Annotated in this window: 13 protein-coding genes and 1 pseudogene; 9 read left to right on the forward strand and 5 right to left on the reverse strand. The window is 72.8% G+C overall.

The annotated features are described in order from the left end of the window. Window positions 1-186 precede the first annotated feature (186 nt). The 3 genes and pseudogenes from ACF1BE_RS28105 to ACF1BE_RS28115 all read left to right on the forward strand — a co-directional run bounded on the left by ACF1BE_RS28105 (window position 187) and on the right by ACF1BE_RS28115 (window position 2717). Entirely contained in the window at window positions 187-663 is a 477-nt protein-coding gene (locus ACF1BE_RS28105; RefSeq protein ID WP_189300821.1) for an Lrp/AsnC family transcriptional regulator, read from the forward strand. Between the two features lie 157 nt (window positions 664-820). Then, window positions 821-1101 (forward strand): annotated as a pseudogene (locus ACF1BE_RS28110) (HAD family phosphatase); the annotation flags it as partial. 113 nt (window positions 1102-1214) lie between these two features. After that, on the forward strand, window positions 1215-2717 hold the full coding sequence (locus ACF1BE_RS28115) for an MFS transporter (RefSeq protein ID WP_392201807.1): 1503 nt from the start codon (window positions 1215-1217) through the stop codon (window positions 2715-2717). A 60-nt stretch (window positions 2718-2777) separates the two neighbouring features. Here ACF1BE_RS28115 and ACF1BE_RS28120 read toward each other — a convergent pair whose 3' ends face one another. Beyond that, window positions 2778-3554, reverse strand: coding sequence for a LysR family substrate-binding domain-containing protein (locus tag ACF1BE_RS28120; protein ID WP_392201808.1), 777 nt, complete (start codon window positions 3552-3554; stop codon window positions 2778-2780). 166 nt (window positions 3555-3720) lie between these two features. On the opposite strand from ACF1BE_RS28120, the gene ACF1BE_RS28125 reads away from it, so the two are divergent. Further along, entirely contained in the window at window positions 3721-4119 is a 399-nt protein-coding gene (locus ACF1BE_RS28125) for a DUF5997 family protein (RefSeq protein WP_392201809.1), read from the forward strand. Between the two features lie 242 nt (window positions 4120-4361). Continuing rightward, entirely contained in the window at window positions 4362-5177 is an 816-nt protein-coding gene (locus ACF1BE_RS28130) for a LuxR C-terminal-related transcriptional regulator (protein ID WP_392201810.1), read from the forward strand. 53 nt (window positions 5178-5230) lie between these two features. Here the strand turns inward: ACF1BE_RS28130 and ACF1BE_RS28135 are convergent, their stop codons facing one another. Further along, window positions 5231-5653 carry a secondary thiamine-phosphate synthase enzyme YjbQ gene (locus ACF1BE_RS28135; RefSeq protein ID WP_392201811.1) on the reverse strand — a complete coding sequence of 141 codons (423 nt, stop codon included), beginning with the start codon at window positions 5651-5653 and terminating at the stop codon, window positions 5231-5233. A 479-nt stretch (window positions 5654-6132) separates the two neighbouring features. Here ACF1BE_RS28135 and ACF1BE_RS28140 point away from each other — a divergent pair, with 479 nt between their 5' ends. After that, window positions 6133-7209 carry an NAD(P)-binding domain-containing protein gene (locus ACF1BE_RS28140; RefSeq protein ID WP_392201812.1) on the forward strand — a complete coding sequence of 359 codons (1077 nt, stop codon included), beginning with the start codon at window positions 6133-6135 and terminating at the stop codon, window positions 7207-7209. A 13-nt stretch (window positions 7210-7222) separates the two neighbouring features. On the opposite strand, the gene mltG is transcribed toward ACF1BE_RS28140, so the two are convergent. Together mltG and ACF1BE_RS28150 are read right to left on the reverse strand one after the other, a co-directional pair. Further along, window positions 7223-8119 (reverse strand): endolytic transglycosylase MltG, encoded by an 897-nt coding sequence (gene mltG, locus ACF1BE_RS28145; RefSeq protein WP_392201813.1) that lies wholly within the window; start codon window positions 8117-8119, stop codon window positions 7223-7225. Between the two features lie 43 nt (window positions 8120-8162). Beyond that, window positions 8163-9965 (reverse strand): ABC transporter ATP-binding protein, encoded by a 1803-nt coding sequence (locus ACF1BE_RS28150; protein WP_392201814.1) that lies wholly within the window; start codon window positions 9963-9965, stop codon window positions 8163-8165. A gap of 114 nt (window positions 9966-10079) precedes the next feature. On the opposite strand from ACF1BE_RS28150, the gene ACF1BE_RS28155 reads away from it, so the two are divergent. After that, window positions 10080-10529 carry a MarR family winged helix-turn-helix transcriptional regulator gene (locus ACF1BE_RS28155; protein WP_392201815.1) on the forward strand — a complete coding sequence of 150 codons (450 nt, stop codon included), beginning with the start codon at window positions 10080-10082 and terminating at the stop codon, window positions 10527-10529. A 77-nt stretch (window positions 10530-10606) separates the two neighbouring features. On the opposite strand, the gene ACF1BE_RS28160 is transcribed toward ACF1BE_RS28155, so the two are convergent. Further along, entirely contained in the window at window positions 10607-12250 is a 1644-nt protein-coding gene (locus ACF1BE_RS28160) for a peptide-N4-asparagine amidase (RefSeq protein WP_392201816.1), read from the reverse strand. Window positions 12251-12761: 511 nt separating this feature from the next. Between ACF1BE_RS28160 and ACF1BE_RS28165 the strand changes: the two genes are divergently transcribed. Together ACF1BE_RS28165 and ACF1BE_RS28170 are read left to right on the forward strand one after the other, a co-directional pair. Beyond that, window positions 12762-14090, forward strand: a complete 1329-nt coding sequence (locus tag ACF1BE_RS28165) for a M1 family metallopeptidase (protein ID WP_392201817.1) — start codon at window positions 12762-12764, stop codon at window positions 14088-14090. Window positions 14091-14353: 263 nt separating this feature from the next. Further along, the gene (locus tag ACF1BE_RS28170) at window positions 14354-16291 is read left to right on the forward strand and encodes an N-acetylmuramoyl-L-alanine amidase (RefSeq protein WP_392201818.1); all 1938 of its coding nucleotides are present in this window, start codon (window positions 14354-14356) and stop codon (window positions 16289-16291) included. Window positions 16292-16479 lie beyond the last annotated feature (188 nt).

Raw genomic sequence — 16479 nt, forward strand, 5'->3', positions numbered from 1 at the left:
GGATCCGCAGCGCCATCGACACCCCCATGAGAGCATCACGAAGGTCACTGGCTCAAGTGATGCCCGGATCACTGGGCCATTGGCCTTGCACCGGAGGGGCAGGAGCGTCCGCCGGAAAGCCAACGGACCAGGTGGGGCGGCCCACGCCCCCTCTCGTGACCTGGGCCATTGGTACAGTCGTACGTCATGGCCGTGGACGAACTCGACACCCGCATCCTGCGGCTGCTCCTCGAGCAGCCGCGCACCAGCGTGCGCGAGTACGCCCGTATCCTCGGCGTGGCCCGTGGCACGCTCCAGGCCCGGCTGGACCGGATGGAGCGCGACGGTGTGATCACCGGTACGGGTCCTTCCCTGTCCCCCGCCGCCCTGGGGCATCCGGTGCTGGCGTTCGTGCACATCGAGGTCACCCAGGGTCATCTGGACGATGTGGGCGACGCGCTGGCCGCCGTACCGGAGATCGTGGAGGCGTTCTCGATCACGGGTGGCGGGGACCTGCTCGCGCGCGTGGTGGGCCGGGACAACGCCCATCTGGAGGACGTGATCCAGAAGCTGATCAGCCTTCCCGGCGTGGTGCGCACCCGCACGGAGGTGGCGCTGCGCGAACGCGTTCCGTACCGGCTGCTGCCGCTGGTGGAGTCGGTCGGCCGGGCGGCCCGCGCCTGACGGCCGGCATCATGGACGCCAGCAGCGGTCCGGAGGCCATGCGCGGTCTCTCGGCACCCGTCTCGTCGTCCCGGCGGACCCTGGCCGAGCACGGCGTCCCGGCCTTCACCCGGGCGGACCACGAGGACCACACCGGCGTCAGCGCCCGGGAGCCGACGGCGGTCCGGCGGGCACGCGCACGGCGGTCTCGGCCGACGAGGTCCCGCGCGGCAAGCCCGCCCCCGATGTCTTTCCGCAGGCGGCCCGCCGGCTCCGCGCGGAACCGGCAGACCGCGTGCTGCCGGCGGACGCGGCCCCGGCGCGGCCGCGGCTCACACGGCCGGGACGGGCCGCATCGCCGTGCCGTCCGTCCGTGCCCAGGCGGACGCCCCCGAGTCCGCCACGGCGACCCTGCCGGTGCGGGGCGGACAGCAGGAGTTCACGGCACGTTCGGCGTATGCGCGGCCGAGGGACGCGGCGCGCCGGAGCGGCGCCGCGGGCGGGCGGCGGTGCGGGGCCGGCGCGTCATGCTTCACCGTGCGCGGTGGGCCATGGCTGCATAGCGTGACCCCATGAGCACAGTTCAGGCCCGGCCCGCTCCCGACGACCGGCGGTGGAAGGCGCTCGGGGTCTGTCTCGCAGCGGGTTTCATCTCGCTCCTCGACACCTCGATCGTGAACGTGGCCCTGCCCTCGATGGAGCACGGGATGGGAGCCTCCCAGGCCGCCCAGTCCTGGGTGGTCTCCGGGTACGCCCTGACCTTCGGACTCGCCCTGGTCCCGGCGGGCCGGCTGGGTGACATGCGCGGACGACGTCAGGCCTTCCTGTTCGGGCTCGCCCTGTTCACCGTGGCCTCGGCGGCGTGCGGGCTCGCGCCCGGACCCTCCTGGCTGGTGCTGTTCCGGCTGGTCCAGGGCACGGCGGCGGGCATCGTCGCGCCGCAGACCTCGGGGCTGATCCAGCAGATGTTCCAGGGCGCCGAACGGGCCAAGGCCTTCGGGCTGCTCGGCAGCGTCATCGGCGTGTCGACGGCGGTGGGCCCCCTGGCGGGCGGCCTGCTGATCGACGCCGTCGGCACCGACGACGGCTGGCGCTGGGTGTTCTTCGTCAATCTGCCGATCGGGGTGGCCGCCTTCGTCGCGGGACTCCGGCTGCTCCCCCGTTTCGCGGTACCGGCGGGAAAACGCGAGGAGTTCGACCCGTTCGGCGTACTGCTCCTCGGTGCGGGTGTCCTCGCGCTCATGCTGCCCCTGGTGCAGGAGCAGCAGTGGACCGGGCGGGAGAAGTGGGCCCTGATGCCGGTGGCCGTGGTGCTGCTGGGCGCGTTCTGGGTGTGGGAGAGGCGGCAGGGGCTGCGCGGGCACGCTCCGCTGGTGGACCTGGCGCTGTTCTCCCTGCGCTCCTTCACTCTCGGTGCCCTGGTCAGCCTCTCGTACTTCGCGGGCTTCACCACGGTCTTCTTCGTCTACACCTTGTATCTCCAGAACAACGTGGGTTACAGCGCGCTCGCCGCGGGTCTGAGCGTGCTGCCCTTCGCGGCGGCCTCGGCGGTCGGGGCCGCGGTCGGCGGCCGGCTGGTGCTGCGCTTCGGCCGCACCCTGGTCGTGATCGGTCTGAGCGGGGTGGCGTTGGGGCTGCTCGGCGTGGTCGCGGCGGTCGAGTTGGTGCCCGGCCGGGGCGTGGGATGGGCGTCGGCGCTGCCGATGCTCATCGGAGGCATCGGCTCCGGTCTGACCGTCTCCCCGAACACCACCCTCACCCTCACCCGCGTCCCGGTCCACCGTGCGGGGGCGGCCGGCGGCGTGCTCCAGACGGGCCAGCGCGTCGGCTCGGCGGCCGGCATCGCCGTGGTCGGCGCGGTGTACTTCGCTCATCTCGCCAACCACGGCAACGCCGGCACGGCAGTCCGGCTCGGGCTGCTCACCGCCGTGGGGATCATCCTGCTCGCACTCGTGCTGGCAATCGCCGACCTGCGGGAACGCCATGTGCACCCCGAGCCGGGCAGCGCCGGGGAGACGGTCCGGCGGGGTTCGCAGGAGGGCGGCACCGAGGAGCGGGTCCGGGACGCCTCCTGAACGCCCGTGCCGCGGGGCGGGGTGCGGCCAGGGGGCTCGGCGCCGAGGCGCCGGCCGGGCTCACGACCTGCGGCGCGGCTTCCCCCGCTTGGCCGGCTTGGCGCCGCCCGTGCGGGCGCGTGCCGTGCCGCCCGCCGGCTTGGCCCGCGCCTTCGCCGCGGGGGTCTGCCGGCTGCCGCTCTCTTCGGAGCGCTTGCGCGTCCGGTCGGCCGGGGTGTTCGCCGTCGTACGGCCCCGGGTGCTGTTGACCGTGCGCCCACGGACGATACCGATGAAGTCCTCCACCAGGTCGGTGGTGGCGTCCTCCGGCCAGGAAAGGGCGACGCTGGACTGCGGTGCGTCGGCGACCGGCCGGTAGGTCACGTCCCGGCGGTGGTGGAGGCGGGCCAGGGACTGGGGGACGATCAGGAGGCCGACGCCGGCCGCGACCAGCTCGATCGCGTCCGCGGTCGTGGCGGGCCGCTCGAAGGCCGGTTCGCCCGGCGGGGCGTCCCAGTCGAAGAGGTCGTCCAGGGGATGGAAGAGCACCTCGTCGGCGAGGTCCGCCAGGGTCACCTCCTCCACCGCCGTGATCACGTGATCCTTGGGGACGACGACCACGGAGGTCTCCGTGTACAGCGGGATCGCGCTGAAGTACGTACGGTCGACGGGCAGCCTGACCAGCCCCGCGTCGGCCTCGCCCGCGCGCAGCACCCGGGGCGCCTCGGCGGCCTCGACCTGGACGAGGGTGAGCGGGATGCCGGGCCGGCGCTCGTTCCAGACCTTCACCCACTTGGCGGGCGTCACTCCGGGAACGTACGCGAGCCGGAACGACGGTGATGCCTCCGAGCCTGTCACCAGCCCAGGTTACCGTCCGCCACCGGCCCCCCTCACCGCCCGTCGCCGGCCCACCCCGTCGCCGGCCACCACCGCTCCACCCCCGGCAGCGGCCACCGCAGGGCCTCCTCCCCTCCCTCCGCAGGCGTGGTCGGGCCTCCCGTGCGCGGCCGATACCCTTGACCTCATGAAGTCGCAGCAGAGCACCCAGACGATGAAGCCCGCGACCGCGGCGAAGAAGCTGGGTGTGTACCTCCCCGCCACCCCCGCCTCCTTCCAGGAGAGCGTGGTTTCGCGTGCCGAGCTGAACGAGCTCCAGGCCAACCCTCCGGAGTGGCTGCGCGAGCTGCGGAGCAACGGTCCGCACCCGCGTCCGGTGGTCGCCGCCAAGCTGGGCGTGTCCATCGCGGGCCTGGCCCGTGGCGGGGTCACCGAGCCGCTCACCACCGAGCAGATCGAGGCGCTCAAGCAGGAGCAGCCCGACTGGCTGGAGAAGGAGCGCGCCACCCAGGCCGAGGTCCGCAAGGAGGCCGCGCGGATCAAGAACCTGAAGCAGGAGAAGGAGAGCGGCGCCGAGCGCGACTGACCCGCTCGCCCGTCCGCGACGCCCTTCGGCTGTGCCGGGGGGCGTCGTCCGTTGCCGGGCGCGTGGCCGACGGCACCGGACGGGCCGCCGTTCCCCCGTGCCGGCGGCCCGTCGGACGCAGTGCGTCCGCGCAGGCCGGTGTCGCCGGGTTGAAGTCTGTACCAGGCGGGGACCGCCGGGGTATGCGTAGAAGTACGTACGCCCACGGGAGGACAGGTGGGTACGGCAACCGAGGGGACCACGTGCGTCTGGAAAGGGCCTACGAACGCATGGCGGCGGCCGCCGTGACGGCGCTGCACGAACGGGAGCCCGAGCGGCTGTGGCCCCTGCTGGCCGGGACGCTGGCGGACCTGTGCGGCGGTGAGGCGGCCATCCACAAGCTGGACGACTGGAGCGAGAGCGGGGGCACGATCGGTGCGGTGCCCGACGCCGCCGCCGCGGAACTGGCCCGGCTCGGCGACGCCGACCTCGCTCTGCTGCGCGCCGGCTACCCGTTCGCCCGCCACTACGCGCCCCGGGCCGACCGCACGCCGGTCACCGCGCACCGGGCGGTCGGCGGGACCTGGCCGGACAGCCCGACGGCACACCTGCTCGCCGGAGCCCTCGACGTCGAGCACGTGCTGGGAGTCCCGCTGCCGGGCAGCACCAGCCCGATCACCGGCTGCCTCGTCTACCGCGCCGGCACCGACTTCGCCGACGACCACCTGATGATGGCCGAGCGGGCGCAGCCTCTGCTGGCCGCCGTCGAGCGGCAGCGGCAGTTGCTCCAGGAGTGGCGGCGGGCGCTCGGTGCCGCCGGGGTGGCGGATCAGCGCGCGGCGGACTGCGCGCTGACCCCGCGCGAGACGTCCGTGCTGCTCCTGCTCACGGACGCGCTCACGGCCGACGCCATCGGCCGGCGCCTCGGCATCTCGGTCCGCACTGTGCACAAGCACGTCGAGAACATCTACCGCAAGCTGGGCACCCGCGACCGCGTCGGCACCGTACTGCGTGCTCAGCGGCTCGGCCTGGTGCCGGCGCCGCGGCCACCAGCGTCCGCCCGGACCCGCTCCACCTGACGCGTCACCGCGCTGCGGCGGCGCGGGCCGGCTCGGGGCGGATCCCGCTCGGGTCAGCCGAGGAAGCTCAGCCGCACCCGGCGCTCGGGGTTGTCCTTGTTGGTGTCCACCAGGCACACCGACTGCCAGGTGCCCAGTTCCAGACGGCCGCCGATCACCGGGAGGGTCGCGTGCGGCGGGACGATGGCCGGCATGACGTGGTCGCGGCCGTGGCCGGGGCTGCCGTGCCGGTGCTGCCAGCGGTCGTCTGCGGGGAGCAGGGTGTGCAGGGCCGCCAGGAGGTCGTCGTCGCTTCCGGAACCCGTCTCGATGACGGCGATTCCGGCGGTGGCGTGCGGGACGAAGATGTTGAGCAGGCCGTCCCGGCCGGCTGCGGCCTCCCTCAGGAACTCCTCGCAGTCGGCGGTGAGGTCGACGACGCGTTCCCGGGAGCCGGTGGAGACGCTCAGCATGCGCGTGGTGAAGGCATCGGACATGCCCCCATCCTGACCCATGCGCCGGTTCTCACACGCCGTGGCAGCGTCGAGTTCTGATACGCGAGGTCCACGGGGCGAGACACCGCCGACCGTGGCGCGGCCACCGGGCCACCCTCTGCCGCATGTTGTGCTCGGCTCTGCTCACCACGCACGGTCACGCCGACCCGCCGCGGGTGGCCTCCGCCGCGTGTCGCCACGGCCGCTGACGCCCCTCCGCTCCCCCCGTCCCTTCTCCTGAGGGCTCCGCCGCCCCGCCGTACGTGATCCCAGGTGCCCCGCCCGATGCCCTGGAGAAGGTGTGGCACCACATCCTTCGCCCTGCCCGGCCGAGCCGACACGCGGTCGACCGGCGGGCGTCGGCCGAGACCGGTCCCGGCCGCCGGACCGGCGCCCGGCCGAGGACCGTCTTCGACGGCAAGGGCCGGCACGCCTCTCCCGCGGTCGGGAAGATCCGTCGGTGCCGGCCCGTTGAGGGAGGCGTGAACGCAACGCGCGAGATCGAGGTCGTCGTCGCAGGTGCCGGTCAGGCGGGTCTGGCCGGCGCCTATCATCTGCGCCGCAGCGGCTTCGAGCCGGACCGTGACTTCGTGGTCCTCGACCACTCCCCCGGGCCGGGCGGCGCCTGGCAGTACCGGTGGCCGTCCCTGACGTACGGCAAGGTCCACGGGATGCACGCGCTGCCCGGCATGGAGCTGACGGACGCCGACCCGGCGCGGCCCTCGGCAGACGTGGTCGGGGAGTACTTCGACCGGTACGAGCGGGCGTTCGCCCTGCGGATACGGCGCCCCGTCGACGTACGCGCCGTACGCGAGGGCGACGGAGGGCGGCTGCTCGTGGAGACCTCGGAGGGCGCCTGGTCGACGCGGGCGCTGATCAACGCGACCGGTACCTGGGACCGCCCGTTCTGGCCGCGCTACCCCGGCCAGGAGGACTTCCGCGGGCGGCAACTGCACACCGCTCAGTACGCCGGCCCGGAGGAGTTCGCCGGGCAGCGGGTCGTGGTCGTGGGCGGCGGAGCCTCGGGCACCCAGCACCTGCTGGAGATCGCCCCGAACGCCGCCGGGACCACGTGGGTCACCCGGCGGCCCCCGGTCTTCCGGGAGGCGCCGTTCGACCAGGAGGCGGGCCGCGCGGCGGTCGCGCTGGTGGAGGAGCGGGTGCGCCGGGGGCTGCCCCCGCGCAGTGTGGTCTCGGTCACCGGGCTGCCCCTGAACGACGCCGTCCGGCAGGGTCTGGCCGACGGCGTGCTGGAGCGGCAGCCGATGTTCGACCGGATCACCCCCGACGGCGTGGAGTGGCGGGACGGCCGGCACGTGGCCGCCGACGTGATCCTGTGGGCGACCGGTTTCCGGGCCGCGCTCGACCATCTGGCTCCGCTGCGACTGCGTGAGCCGGGCGGCGGCATCCGCGTCGAGGGCGCCCGCGTGGTCGCCGATCCGCGGATCCATCTTCTCGGCTACGGCCCCTCGGCGAGCACCGTCGGCGCCAACCGCGCCGGGCGCACGGCCGTCCGGGACATCAGGCGGTTGCCGGCCGGGGAGCCGGTCGCCGTGTGACTCCCCCGCGGGCTCAGCGGACCGGGGGCCGGGCGGGGGCCGGGGACTGCGCCGGGCTGCCGCTCGGCGGCTGTGCCGTCCCCGCGCTCCGGTGCAGGGCGTTGAACTCCGCCACGTTCCTCAGATGTACGGCATAGTCCGCGGTGAAGCGGGTGTCCCCGGGTCTGACGGTGACGAAGTACAGCCAGTCGCCCGGCGTCGGGTTGAGCACGGCGCGCATCGCGTCGTCGCCGGGGTTGCCGATCGGTGTCGGTGGCAGGCCCATGCGCTGGTAGGAGTTGTAGGGGCTCGCGATCCGGATGTCGTCCTGGCTGGTGTGCGGAGTGCTGCGGTTCAGCGCGTAGTTGATGGTCGAATCCAGCTGGAGCGGCATCCCGCGTCCCAGCCGGTTGAGGACGACCCGGGCCACCTTGCCCATGTCCTCCTTCGTCGCGGCCTCGGCCTGGACGATGCTGGCGATGGTGACGGCCTGGTAGACGTTCATCGCGCTGCGCTGGGCCCCCGCCGCGACCGGTGCGCCGTCGTACTTCCTGTTGGCGGTGTCGACCATGAGCCGCACCAGGGACTCGGGCGTCGCCCCTCTCCGGATGGGATACGTCGCGGGGAAGAGATACCCCTCGGGATTCCCCTCGGCCTCGCCCGGCAGTTTCAGGGCGGCCTTGCCGAGGGACTTGCGGGTGCTTCCCGGCGGCAGCTCGAGCGCCTTGTCGACCGCGTCGTAGACCTGGCCGGCGCGCCACCCCTCCGGGATGACCAGCGTCGCGGGCTTCGCCTCCTCGTGGAAGTTCACCAGCGTCAGCAGCGGCACCGCCACGGCGGTGCCGGTGACGACGGCGCCGGCCACGATGAGGGCGAGTCTGCCCCGGCGTGTCAGTCGGATCCTGCTCCGTGGCGGAGTCTTCGTCTGCATGCGGGCACGGTAGTACGCATATCGTCCCAAACCTGGCATCTGTTCAGCTTGTCGGCTGCAGTTGCGCGTCCCGGCGCACCAGGGCGGCGTACCGGCCGTCCAGCTCCAGCAGTTCCTCGTGCGTGCCGCGCTCGGCGACCCGTCCGGAGTCCAGCACCACGATCTGGTCGGCACCGCGGACCGTCGACAGGCGGTGGGCGATGGTGATCGTCGTCCGGTCGGCCGAGAGCGCGTCGATGGCTCGCTGCACGGCGGCCTCCGTGCGGGTGTCCAGTGCGCTGGTCGCCTCGTCGAGGATGAGGACCGGCGGGTCGCGCAGGATGGTGCGGGCTATCGCCAGGCGCTGCTTCTCTCCGCCGGAGAAGCGGTGGCCGCGTTCGCCGACGACGGTGTCGTAGCCGTCGGGCAGCGCGGCTATGTGGTCGTGGATCTGTGCCGCCCTGGCCGCCGCGTACAGCTCCTCGTCGTCGGCGTCCGGCTTGGCGAAGCGGAGGTTGTCGGCGACGGAGGCGTGGAAGAGGTACGTCTCCTGCGAGACGACGCCGACCGCGCGGGCGAGGGTGTCGAAGTCGAGGTCGCGGACGTCGACGCCGTCCACGGTGACGCGGCCACCGGTGACGTCGTACAGGCGGGGCACCAGACAGCCGAGCGTGGACTTGCCGGCGCCGGTCGGGCCGACGACGGCGAGGCTGCCGCCGGCGGGGACGGTGACGTCGATGCCGTCGAGGACGGGGCCACCCTTGCCGTCGTAGCGGAACTCGACGTCCTCGAAGCGGACTTCGCCCTTGATCCGGTCCAGCCGGACGGGCCGCTCGCGTTCGGTGATGTCGACGGGCAGGTCCAGGTACTCGAAGATGCGCTGGAAGAGCGCGAGCGAGGTCTGGATCTGGACGCCGGTCGCGAGGAGGCTCACGGCCGGGCGGAACAGGCCCTGCTGGAGCGAGACGAAGGCGACGATGGTGCCGAGGGAGACCTCGGGACCGCCGAACCGGAGGGCGAGGCCCGCGGTCCAGTAGATGACGGCGGGCATCGCGGCCATGACGACCGTGATCACGGCCATGCGCCAGCGGCCGGCCATGTTCGATCTCACCTCCAGGTCGACGAGGCGCTCGGACTCCTCCGCGAAGGACGCGGTGAGCGAGTCGGAGCGGCCCATCGTGCGGCCGAGCAGGATGCCGCTGACCGAGAGCGACTCGGTGACCGTGGCCGCCATCGCGGCCATCTGCTTCTGCCGCTGGGTGGTGATCTTCTTGCGTTCGTTGCCGACCCGGCGGCTGATCCACACGAACGCCGGCAACAGGAGCAGGGAGACGATCGTCAGCCGCCAGTCCAGGGCGGCCATCGCGACGATCGTGGCGACCACGCTCGTGAGGTTGGAGACCAGCGAGGTGGCGGTGGAGGTGACGGTGGCCTGCATGCCGCCGATGTCGTTGGCGATGCGGGACTGCACCTCGCCGGTGCGGGTGCGGGTGAAGAAGGCCAGCGACATGCGTTGCAGCCGACCGTAGACGGCGGTGCGCAGGTCGTGCATGACACGCTGCCCCACCGTGGTGGAGATGAGCGTCTGGAGCACGCCGAAGACGCTGGACAGGACCGCGCTCAGGATCATGCCGAGCGCGAGCAGGCTCAGCAGGCCGGTGCGGCCCTCGGGGATCGCGACGTCGAGGGTCTCCCTGAGCAGGAAGGGCGTGGCCACCGACGCCAGTGACGAGGCGCCGACGAGCAGGCCGACGATCAGGAGCCGCCCGCGGTAGGGGCGGAAGAGCTTCAGGATGCGGCGCACCTGCCGGGGCTGTTCGCCGGCGTCGGCAGGTGGGGTCCAGGCGGGTTCACGGTCGGGGTGCATGGGCTCCTACGGAGGTGAGCGGGCGCCGGTCAGCGGTCGGCCGGCGATGCCTGATGGATCGTAGCTCATTGTTACCTATACTCACAATGAACGGTGTCCTGATATTGTTCCCGCATGACCACCCCCGATCCCGACGGCCTGCTCGCCGAGCAGTTGCTACGGCTCACCCGCCGGGTGCACCGCATCCAGAAACGTCATCTGGAACAGCATGACCTGGGCATCACCCCGGCGCAGTCCCGGCTGCTGCGCACCCTCGCCCACTACGGCTCACCTCCGCGCATGGCCGATCTCGCCGAGCGCCTCGAGGTCGTGCCGCGCGCGGTGACGACGCTGGTCGACGGGCTCGAGGCGAGCGGCCGGGTGCGGCGGGTGCCGGATCCGTCGAACCGGCGCGTGACCCGGATCGAGCTGACGGACGAGGGCCACACCACCCTGCGCGAGCTGCGTGCCGCACGCCGCTCGGCGGCCGAGGAAATGCTCGCCCCCCTGACGGAGAAGGAGCGCCAGGTGCTCGGGGTGCTGCTCGACACGCTGATCGACGGGGACTCCCCGCAGTCCTGCTGATCACCGGTGGCCCCACCCGAGACGGGGCGGGACCGCCGGCAGCCGACGCCGGGGGGCGGACGCCCCCGCCGCCCGTCTCAGCAGCGGCTGCGGTCCTGCGTCAGCACGCCCTGGACCGTGGTCAGCGAACGGTCGTGACATCCGTCCGGACCGAGGAGGCGATAGCGCTCCGTCGAGGTGCCGACCGCGTGCCGCTGGTCGCGCGGCACGTCGGTCGTGTAGGCGGCGTCGCCGCTGTAGGTGTCGTCGAGCAGCGACCACGCGGTGCGCCGGCCTTCGCGGACCACCGCCGAGGCCCGGTCCCCCAGGGTCAGCACGGTACGCAGCCGGCTGTCCGCGCCCAGGGTCGTGGCGCCGTCCACGGTGTACGTCCGGTGCGTGTGCCTCGTCCGCCCGGGTCCGTGCCCGGCACCGGCACCGCGTCCGCGCCCGGATCCGCCGTCGGTGACGGTGACGGTCTCGTCGTCGGTCCAGGTCGCGTCCAGGCCGTCCGTGGTCTCGTCGTCGGTCCAGCGGTGGACGGAACTGTTGGCGAGCGTCCGGGTGACGGTGGTGGTCACGCGCCCGTGCGAGGTGTCGAGGTAGCCGGAGACGGTGAGCCGGTGCCCGGCCTCGGTGCGCACCCGGTTCTGCGCACCGGGCGTGTACACCGAGGGGTCGGCGAGGCCGGTCGCGTTGTCCGTGGTGAGGGCGCCGGTGAGCCGGGCACGGTGCGCGTCCTGCCAGACCAGGACGTTCACGGGGGCGCTCCAGCCCGCCTGGCCCGCGGGCACGCCCACGACGGAGACCTCGACGCGGTGCGGGCGGCCGTCGTCGAGCAGACCGGCGAAGGGCGTGAGGTCGTACTCGATCGGCCGCACGTCGAAGGCGCGCGGCGCCGGGAGCACGTACCAGAGGAAGGGGTTGGACCAGCCGCCGGTCCACACGTTCGGGTAGGGCGCGGCGATGCCGGCGAGCCGGCCGTCGACCTTGATCTGAACCTCGCGGTACGGGCCGTGGTCGGCCTTGCAGGAGTACGACGCCGGGTCGGCCACGGTCAGGTACCAGAACTCCTCGCAGCCGCCGCCCGACCCGGTCGCGTAGACCTCGGCGACGATCCGTTCGCTGTTGCGCGGCGTGGTGAGGGATGTCCCGTCGGAGGTGTCGGCGAGGGTGAGCACGCGGTCGGGGGCCGGGGTGGCCGGACGGCCCGTGTAGAAGGTCAGGGTGACGTGCACGTCGATGACGCCGGTGTACGTGTCGTCCACGACGTTGCCGATCAGCATCTCGACGTCACGGGCGCGGAGGAAGGTGTCGCTGTAGCGGGTGACGTCCTTCTCCACGTGCCACTCGATGCCCTCGGGCGAGGGCTCCGGCGTGGAGGTGCGCAGCACCTCGACCCCGCCGACGTGCAGATAGCCGAGACGGTCGTACTGGCGGCCCTTCACTTGGCCGTCGAGGCGCAGGACGACCTTGCTCCAGCGGTCGCCACAGCCCTCGGGGGGTGCGTACGCGCTCCGGTAGGGAGTGAAGTCGCGGAACCGGACGTCGGCGAGAGTCACCTGGCAGGACCGGGTGTGCGGCCGGTCGACGGGTGGGGCCGCGGTCACCGGATCGTGCCAGTCGGCGCCGAACTCGGCGGGTACGGCGGCGGCCTGGGCGGCCGGGGTCCCCGTGCCGAGGAGCGCGCTCGCCAGCAGCGCCGCTCCGGCGAGCATGGACATGACTATCCGTCTTCTCATGGCCGGTGTTCTACGGGCTGGGGCCGGCCCCCGCAATGACGCCTCGGGCAGACCGGCGCGATGACGACGCCCTCCGCGACCTCCACACGAAACCCCCTTGAAGGGCATTCAGTGATATAAGCCCATCTTCCTGTCATAGTGCCGTCATGGAGATCATGACGGCCGCCGGTCCAGCGGGGCACCCGGCCGCGAGCCGGTCCCCCCGACGCCGCGACGCCCACGAACCCCGCCGGTGAAGGCGTCGTCCATGCACCCGGACCCCCGGCGTCCGCGACGGCACCCGGCTCCGCGCGCACGGCGCACGGCGCTGGCTCTCGCCCTCACCGGAGCCGTCGCCCTCACCGGAACGCTCGCACTCACCGGATCCCTCTCACTCCCGGGATTCCCAGCGCTCCCCGGTGGCGTCCGCTCGGCCGGCGGAGACAGGCACGCGGGCCATGGCACTCCCGCCCCCGGCGCCTCGGCCGGCCCGGCCCCGTCCCCCGGCGCGCCGGGCATCGGCGACCCACTGATGCCGCTGGCCGGAAACGGCGGTTACACCGTCCGCCGTTACACGCTCGACTTCGACTGGCAGGCGCCGCGGACGCCGTTCGAGGCCGGCGCCACCATCAGCGCCACCGCCACACAGGCCCTCTCCCGCTTCGACCTGGACTTCGCGGGCAACACGCTGCACCACGTCACCGTCGACGGCGTGCGGGCCACCGCCGAACGCAGGGCCGACGAACTCGTCGTCACGCCCGCGAAGCCGATCCCCCACGGCAGCACGTTCACCGTCCGCGTCTCCTACACCGCCGACCCGGCCCGCAGCCGGCACCGCGACGATGCCATCCAGGACTACGGCTGGGTTCCCACGCCCGACGGCACCCTGCTCTGCGCGCAGCCCGACGGCGCCAGAATGGTCTTCCCCGCGAACGACCACCCGAGTCTGCGGGCACCGGTCACCTTCCGGATCACCACCCCCGCAGGACTGTCCGCGGTGGCCAACGGCCGGCTAGTCGGCACCGCCCGGCGGCCCGACGGCCGCGTGCGATGGATCTACGACTCCGAACAGCCGATCGCGGCACAGCTGGTCCAGATGGCGATCGGGAGGTTCACGTTCGTCGACAGCAGCGGCCCCCACGGACTGCCCGTCCGGGACGTGGTCCCCGACGCCCTGGTCACGGACACCGAAGCCCACCGCTCACTCACTCCGGAGCACCTGGCCTGGCTGGAACGGCGGCTCGGCCCGTACCCGTTCCGCCGCTACGGCGTGCTGGTCGGCGACACCGACCTGCCCGTGGCACTGGAGACACAGTCGCTGTCCGTCGTACCGAAGGACGACCTGCTGGGTGACCGGGTGGAGGCCGAACGCAATCTCGTCCACGAACTGACGCACCACTGGACGGGTGACAGCGTCGCCATCCGACGCTGGTCCGACCTGTGGCTCAGCGAGGGACACGCCCGCTTCTACGAACGTCTGTACTCCGACGAGCACGGCGGCGTGAGCCTGGAGTCCGCGATGCGGGCGGCCTACGAGCAGCACGACCGGTGGCGGCACGACGAAGGAGCGCCGGCCGAGCCCACCGAGGCGACGCTCTTCAAGGTCATGCGGTACGACGGCTCGGCGCTCGTGCTGTTCGCGCTGCGGGAGAAGGTCGGTGCGCAGACCTTCGACAGGATCGAGCGAGCCTGGGTGACCGAGTACCGGGGCCGCGCGGCCGGCACCCGGGACTTCACCGCGCTCGCGTCCCGGATCGCGGGCCAGGACCTGCGTCCCTTCCTGACCCCGTGGCTGTACGGGGCGCACACCCCGCCCATGCCCGGCCACCCCGACTGGCAGGTGGACCCGGTCGAGGACTGAGGCCCGGCCGCGGTCGCTCCTGGTGCCCCGGGAGGCGGAGTCACTGCCGCCGACCGGGTGGCCTCTGCGGGGCCGCTGGTCCACCCCGGTGACGCTCGCCACGACGCGGCGCGCCGGGCACGGAAACCTACGAGGGGTGGTGTGACGGCAGGGCAACACCTTTGTCCTGGTTGTGCCGAGCCTGGTTGGGAGCCTGCGCAATGAGAAGAACAGTCGCCGCACAAGTCCCCGGAGCCGTCAGGAGGTGCCGCCGGACAGCATGCGTGATCGCGTCGGCGGCTGTGCTGTCGCCCCTGCTGATCCTCCCGATGTACGGCCCCGACGATGCGGCGGACCGGCGCCTTCAGGACGCCTTCACGGACGCCGCGCGCGAGTTCCACGTACCGCGCAGCGTGCTCATGAGCGTGTCCTACATGCAGTCCCGGTGGGACTCCCATCCGGGCGCGCCCAGCGTCGCGGGGGGCTTCGGCCCGATGCACCTGGTGGACGCCCACAGCGGCCGGGCCCCGGCACGGGAACCCGGCCCGCGGCCACCGGACGGCGGCCCCACCCCGCCGCTCGTGGCAGCGGCGGGACCGGCCGCCGGGGACACCTCGTCCAGCCGCGCCGTACAGCCCGCGGACCTGCGACAGGCGGCCCGCCTCATCCAGTCCCCCGCCGCACGCCTGCGGACGGACGCCGCCGCCAACGTGCGCGGCGGCGCTGCGCTCCTGGCAGCCACGCAACGACAACTCGGCAATCCGCTCAGCGCCGACCCGGCGGACTGGTGGGAGGCGGTGGCGCGCTTCCCGGGCACACGGGACGTCACGTCGGCCGCGACGTACGCCGACGACGTCTTCGCCCTCATCCGGCGGGGAACGCACCGCACCACCGCCGAAGGACAGGACGTCACCCTTCCCGCCACCCCCGGCGTCCAGCCGCACACCCGCCCCCGCGGCCCCCAGCGGCCGAAGGACGTCGAGTGCCCCGCCGAACTGTCCTGCGACTGGCTCGGCGCGCCGTACGAGGAGATCGACGACAACTCGTACGGCAACCACGACCTCGCCGACCGGCCCCTCGACCAGTCGATCGAGTACATCGTCATCCACGACACGGAGGCCGTGCTGCCGAACATGCTCAAGACCGTCCAGGACCCGACGGAGTCGTCCTGGCACTACTCGATCCGTTCCAACGACGGCCACGTCATCCAGCACGTCAGGACGAAGGACGAGGCCTGGCACTCCGGCAGCCAGTTCGTGAACGCCCGCTCCATCGGCATCGAGCACGAAGGTTTCCTCAGGCAGCCCGGCACCTGGTACTCGGAACCGATGTACCGGGCCTCGGCGCGCCTGGTGCGGTACCTGGCGAAGAAGTACAGCATCCCGCTCGACCGGCAGCACATCTTCGGCCACGACAACGTGCCCTCCCCGACCGCCGACACGATCCCCGACATGCACGACGACCCCGGCCCCTTCTGGGACTGGCGGCACTACTTCGACCTCCTGGGAGCGCCACTGCGGGCGACGGCGGGACCGAACAGCGACATGGTGACCATCCTGCCGGACTTCGCCAAGAACAAGCCGCGGTACACGGGGTGTACCGACAGCGGTTCACCCTGTCCGCCGCACGGCTCCAGTGCCGTACGGCTGCACACCGAACCCGACGAGAACGCCCCGCTGATCCAGGACCCGGGCCGCAAGCCGGACGGCGACGACTCCACGGAGGACGTCAACGACCTGGGGTCCCGCGTTTCCACCGGTCAGACGTTCGCTGTCGCCGACCGCAGCGGTGACTGGACCGCCATCTGGTACCAGGGTCACAAAGCGTGGTTCAAGAACCCCAAGAAGCAGCCGACCGCCGTCGGTGCCGCCGGGCGCATGGTCACACCCAAGCAGGGCAGGGACGAGATCCCGGTGTACGGACGTGCCCTCCCGGAGGAGGAGGCCTACCCGGAGGACGTGCCGGAGCAGCCCGAGTCACCACTGCCGTACAGCCTCCTCGCGGGCCAGCGGTACGTCACACAGTCCCGCGTCGGCAGCTCCTACACCGCCAGGTCGTCCTTCACCGACACCCCCAATCCGGTCGTCTGGGGCCGGGAACACTACTACGAGATCCAGTTCGGCCACCGGCTCGCGTACGTCCGGGCGAGCGACGTGGACGTGGTGGACGCGCCCGCCGCGGCGGGCCCACCGGCACACGAGGACGGCCCGACGGACCGATGACGCGGCGACGGCCGGGAACGGCGGAGCCAGGACGGGGCCGCACGGGAGCCGGGGCGGGCGGCACGGCCAGGCCGACACGCTCCGGCACCGTCACTAGGGTCTTTCGTTCGGATCAGGCCGGATCAGGGAGCGGGTCCTGGTGCCGTGCATCGCACGGCGGAGGAGGGCGCCATGGCGGAGCCATGGCA

Source organism: Streptomyces sp. NPDC014991, assembly GCF_043080665.1.
In the GTDB taxonomy this organism is placed as follows: Bacteria; Actinomycetota; Actinomycetes; order Streptomycetales; family Streptomycetaceae; genus Streptomyces.

Coding starts and splice junctions, on each gene's coding strand:
- ACF1BE_RS28150 (WP_392201814.1), bottom strand. CDS start 9,965: ATGCACCCCGACCGTGAACCCGCCTGGACCCCACCTGCCGACGCCGGC.
- ACF1BE_RS28165 (WP_392201817.1), top strand. CDS start 12,762: ATGCCGCTGGCCGGAAACGGCGGTTACACCGTCCGCCGTTACACGCTC.
- ACF1BE_RS28105 (WP_189300821.1), top strand. CDS start 187: ATGGCCGTGGACGAACTCGACACCCGCATCCTGCGGCTGCTCCTCGAG.
- ACF1BE_RS28160 (WP_392201816.1), bottom strand. CDS start 12,250: ATGAGAAGACGGATAGTCATGTCCATGCTCGCCGGAGCGGCGCTGCTG.
- ACF1BE_RS28125 (WP_392201809.1), top strand. CDS start 3,721: ATGAAGTCGCAGCAGAGCACCCAGACGATGAAGCCCGCGACCGCGGCG.
- mltG (WP_392201813.1), bottom strand. CDS start 8,119: ATGCAGACGAAGACTCCGCCACGGAGCAGGATCCGACTGACACGCCGG.
- ACF1BE_RS28155 (WP_392201815.1), top strand. CDS start 10,080: ATGACCACCCCCGATCCCGACGGCCTGCTCGCCGAGCAGTTGCTACGG.
- ACF1BE_RS28135 (WP_392201811.1), bottom strand. CDS start 5,653: ATGTCCGATGCCTTCACCACGCGCATGCTGAGCGTCTCCACCGGCTCC.
- ACF1BE_RS28115 (WP_392201807.1), top strand. CDS start 1,215: ATGAGCACAGTTCAGGCCCGGCCCGCTCCCGACGACCGGCGGTGGAAG.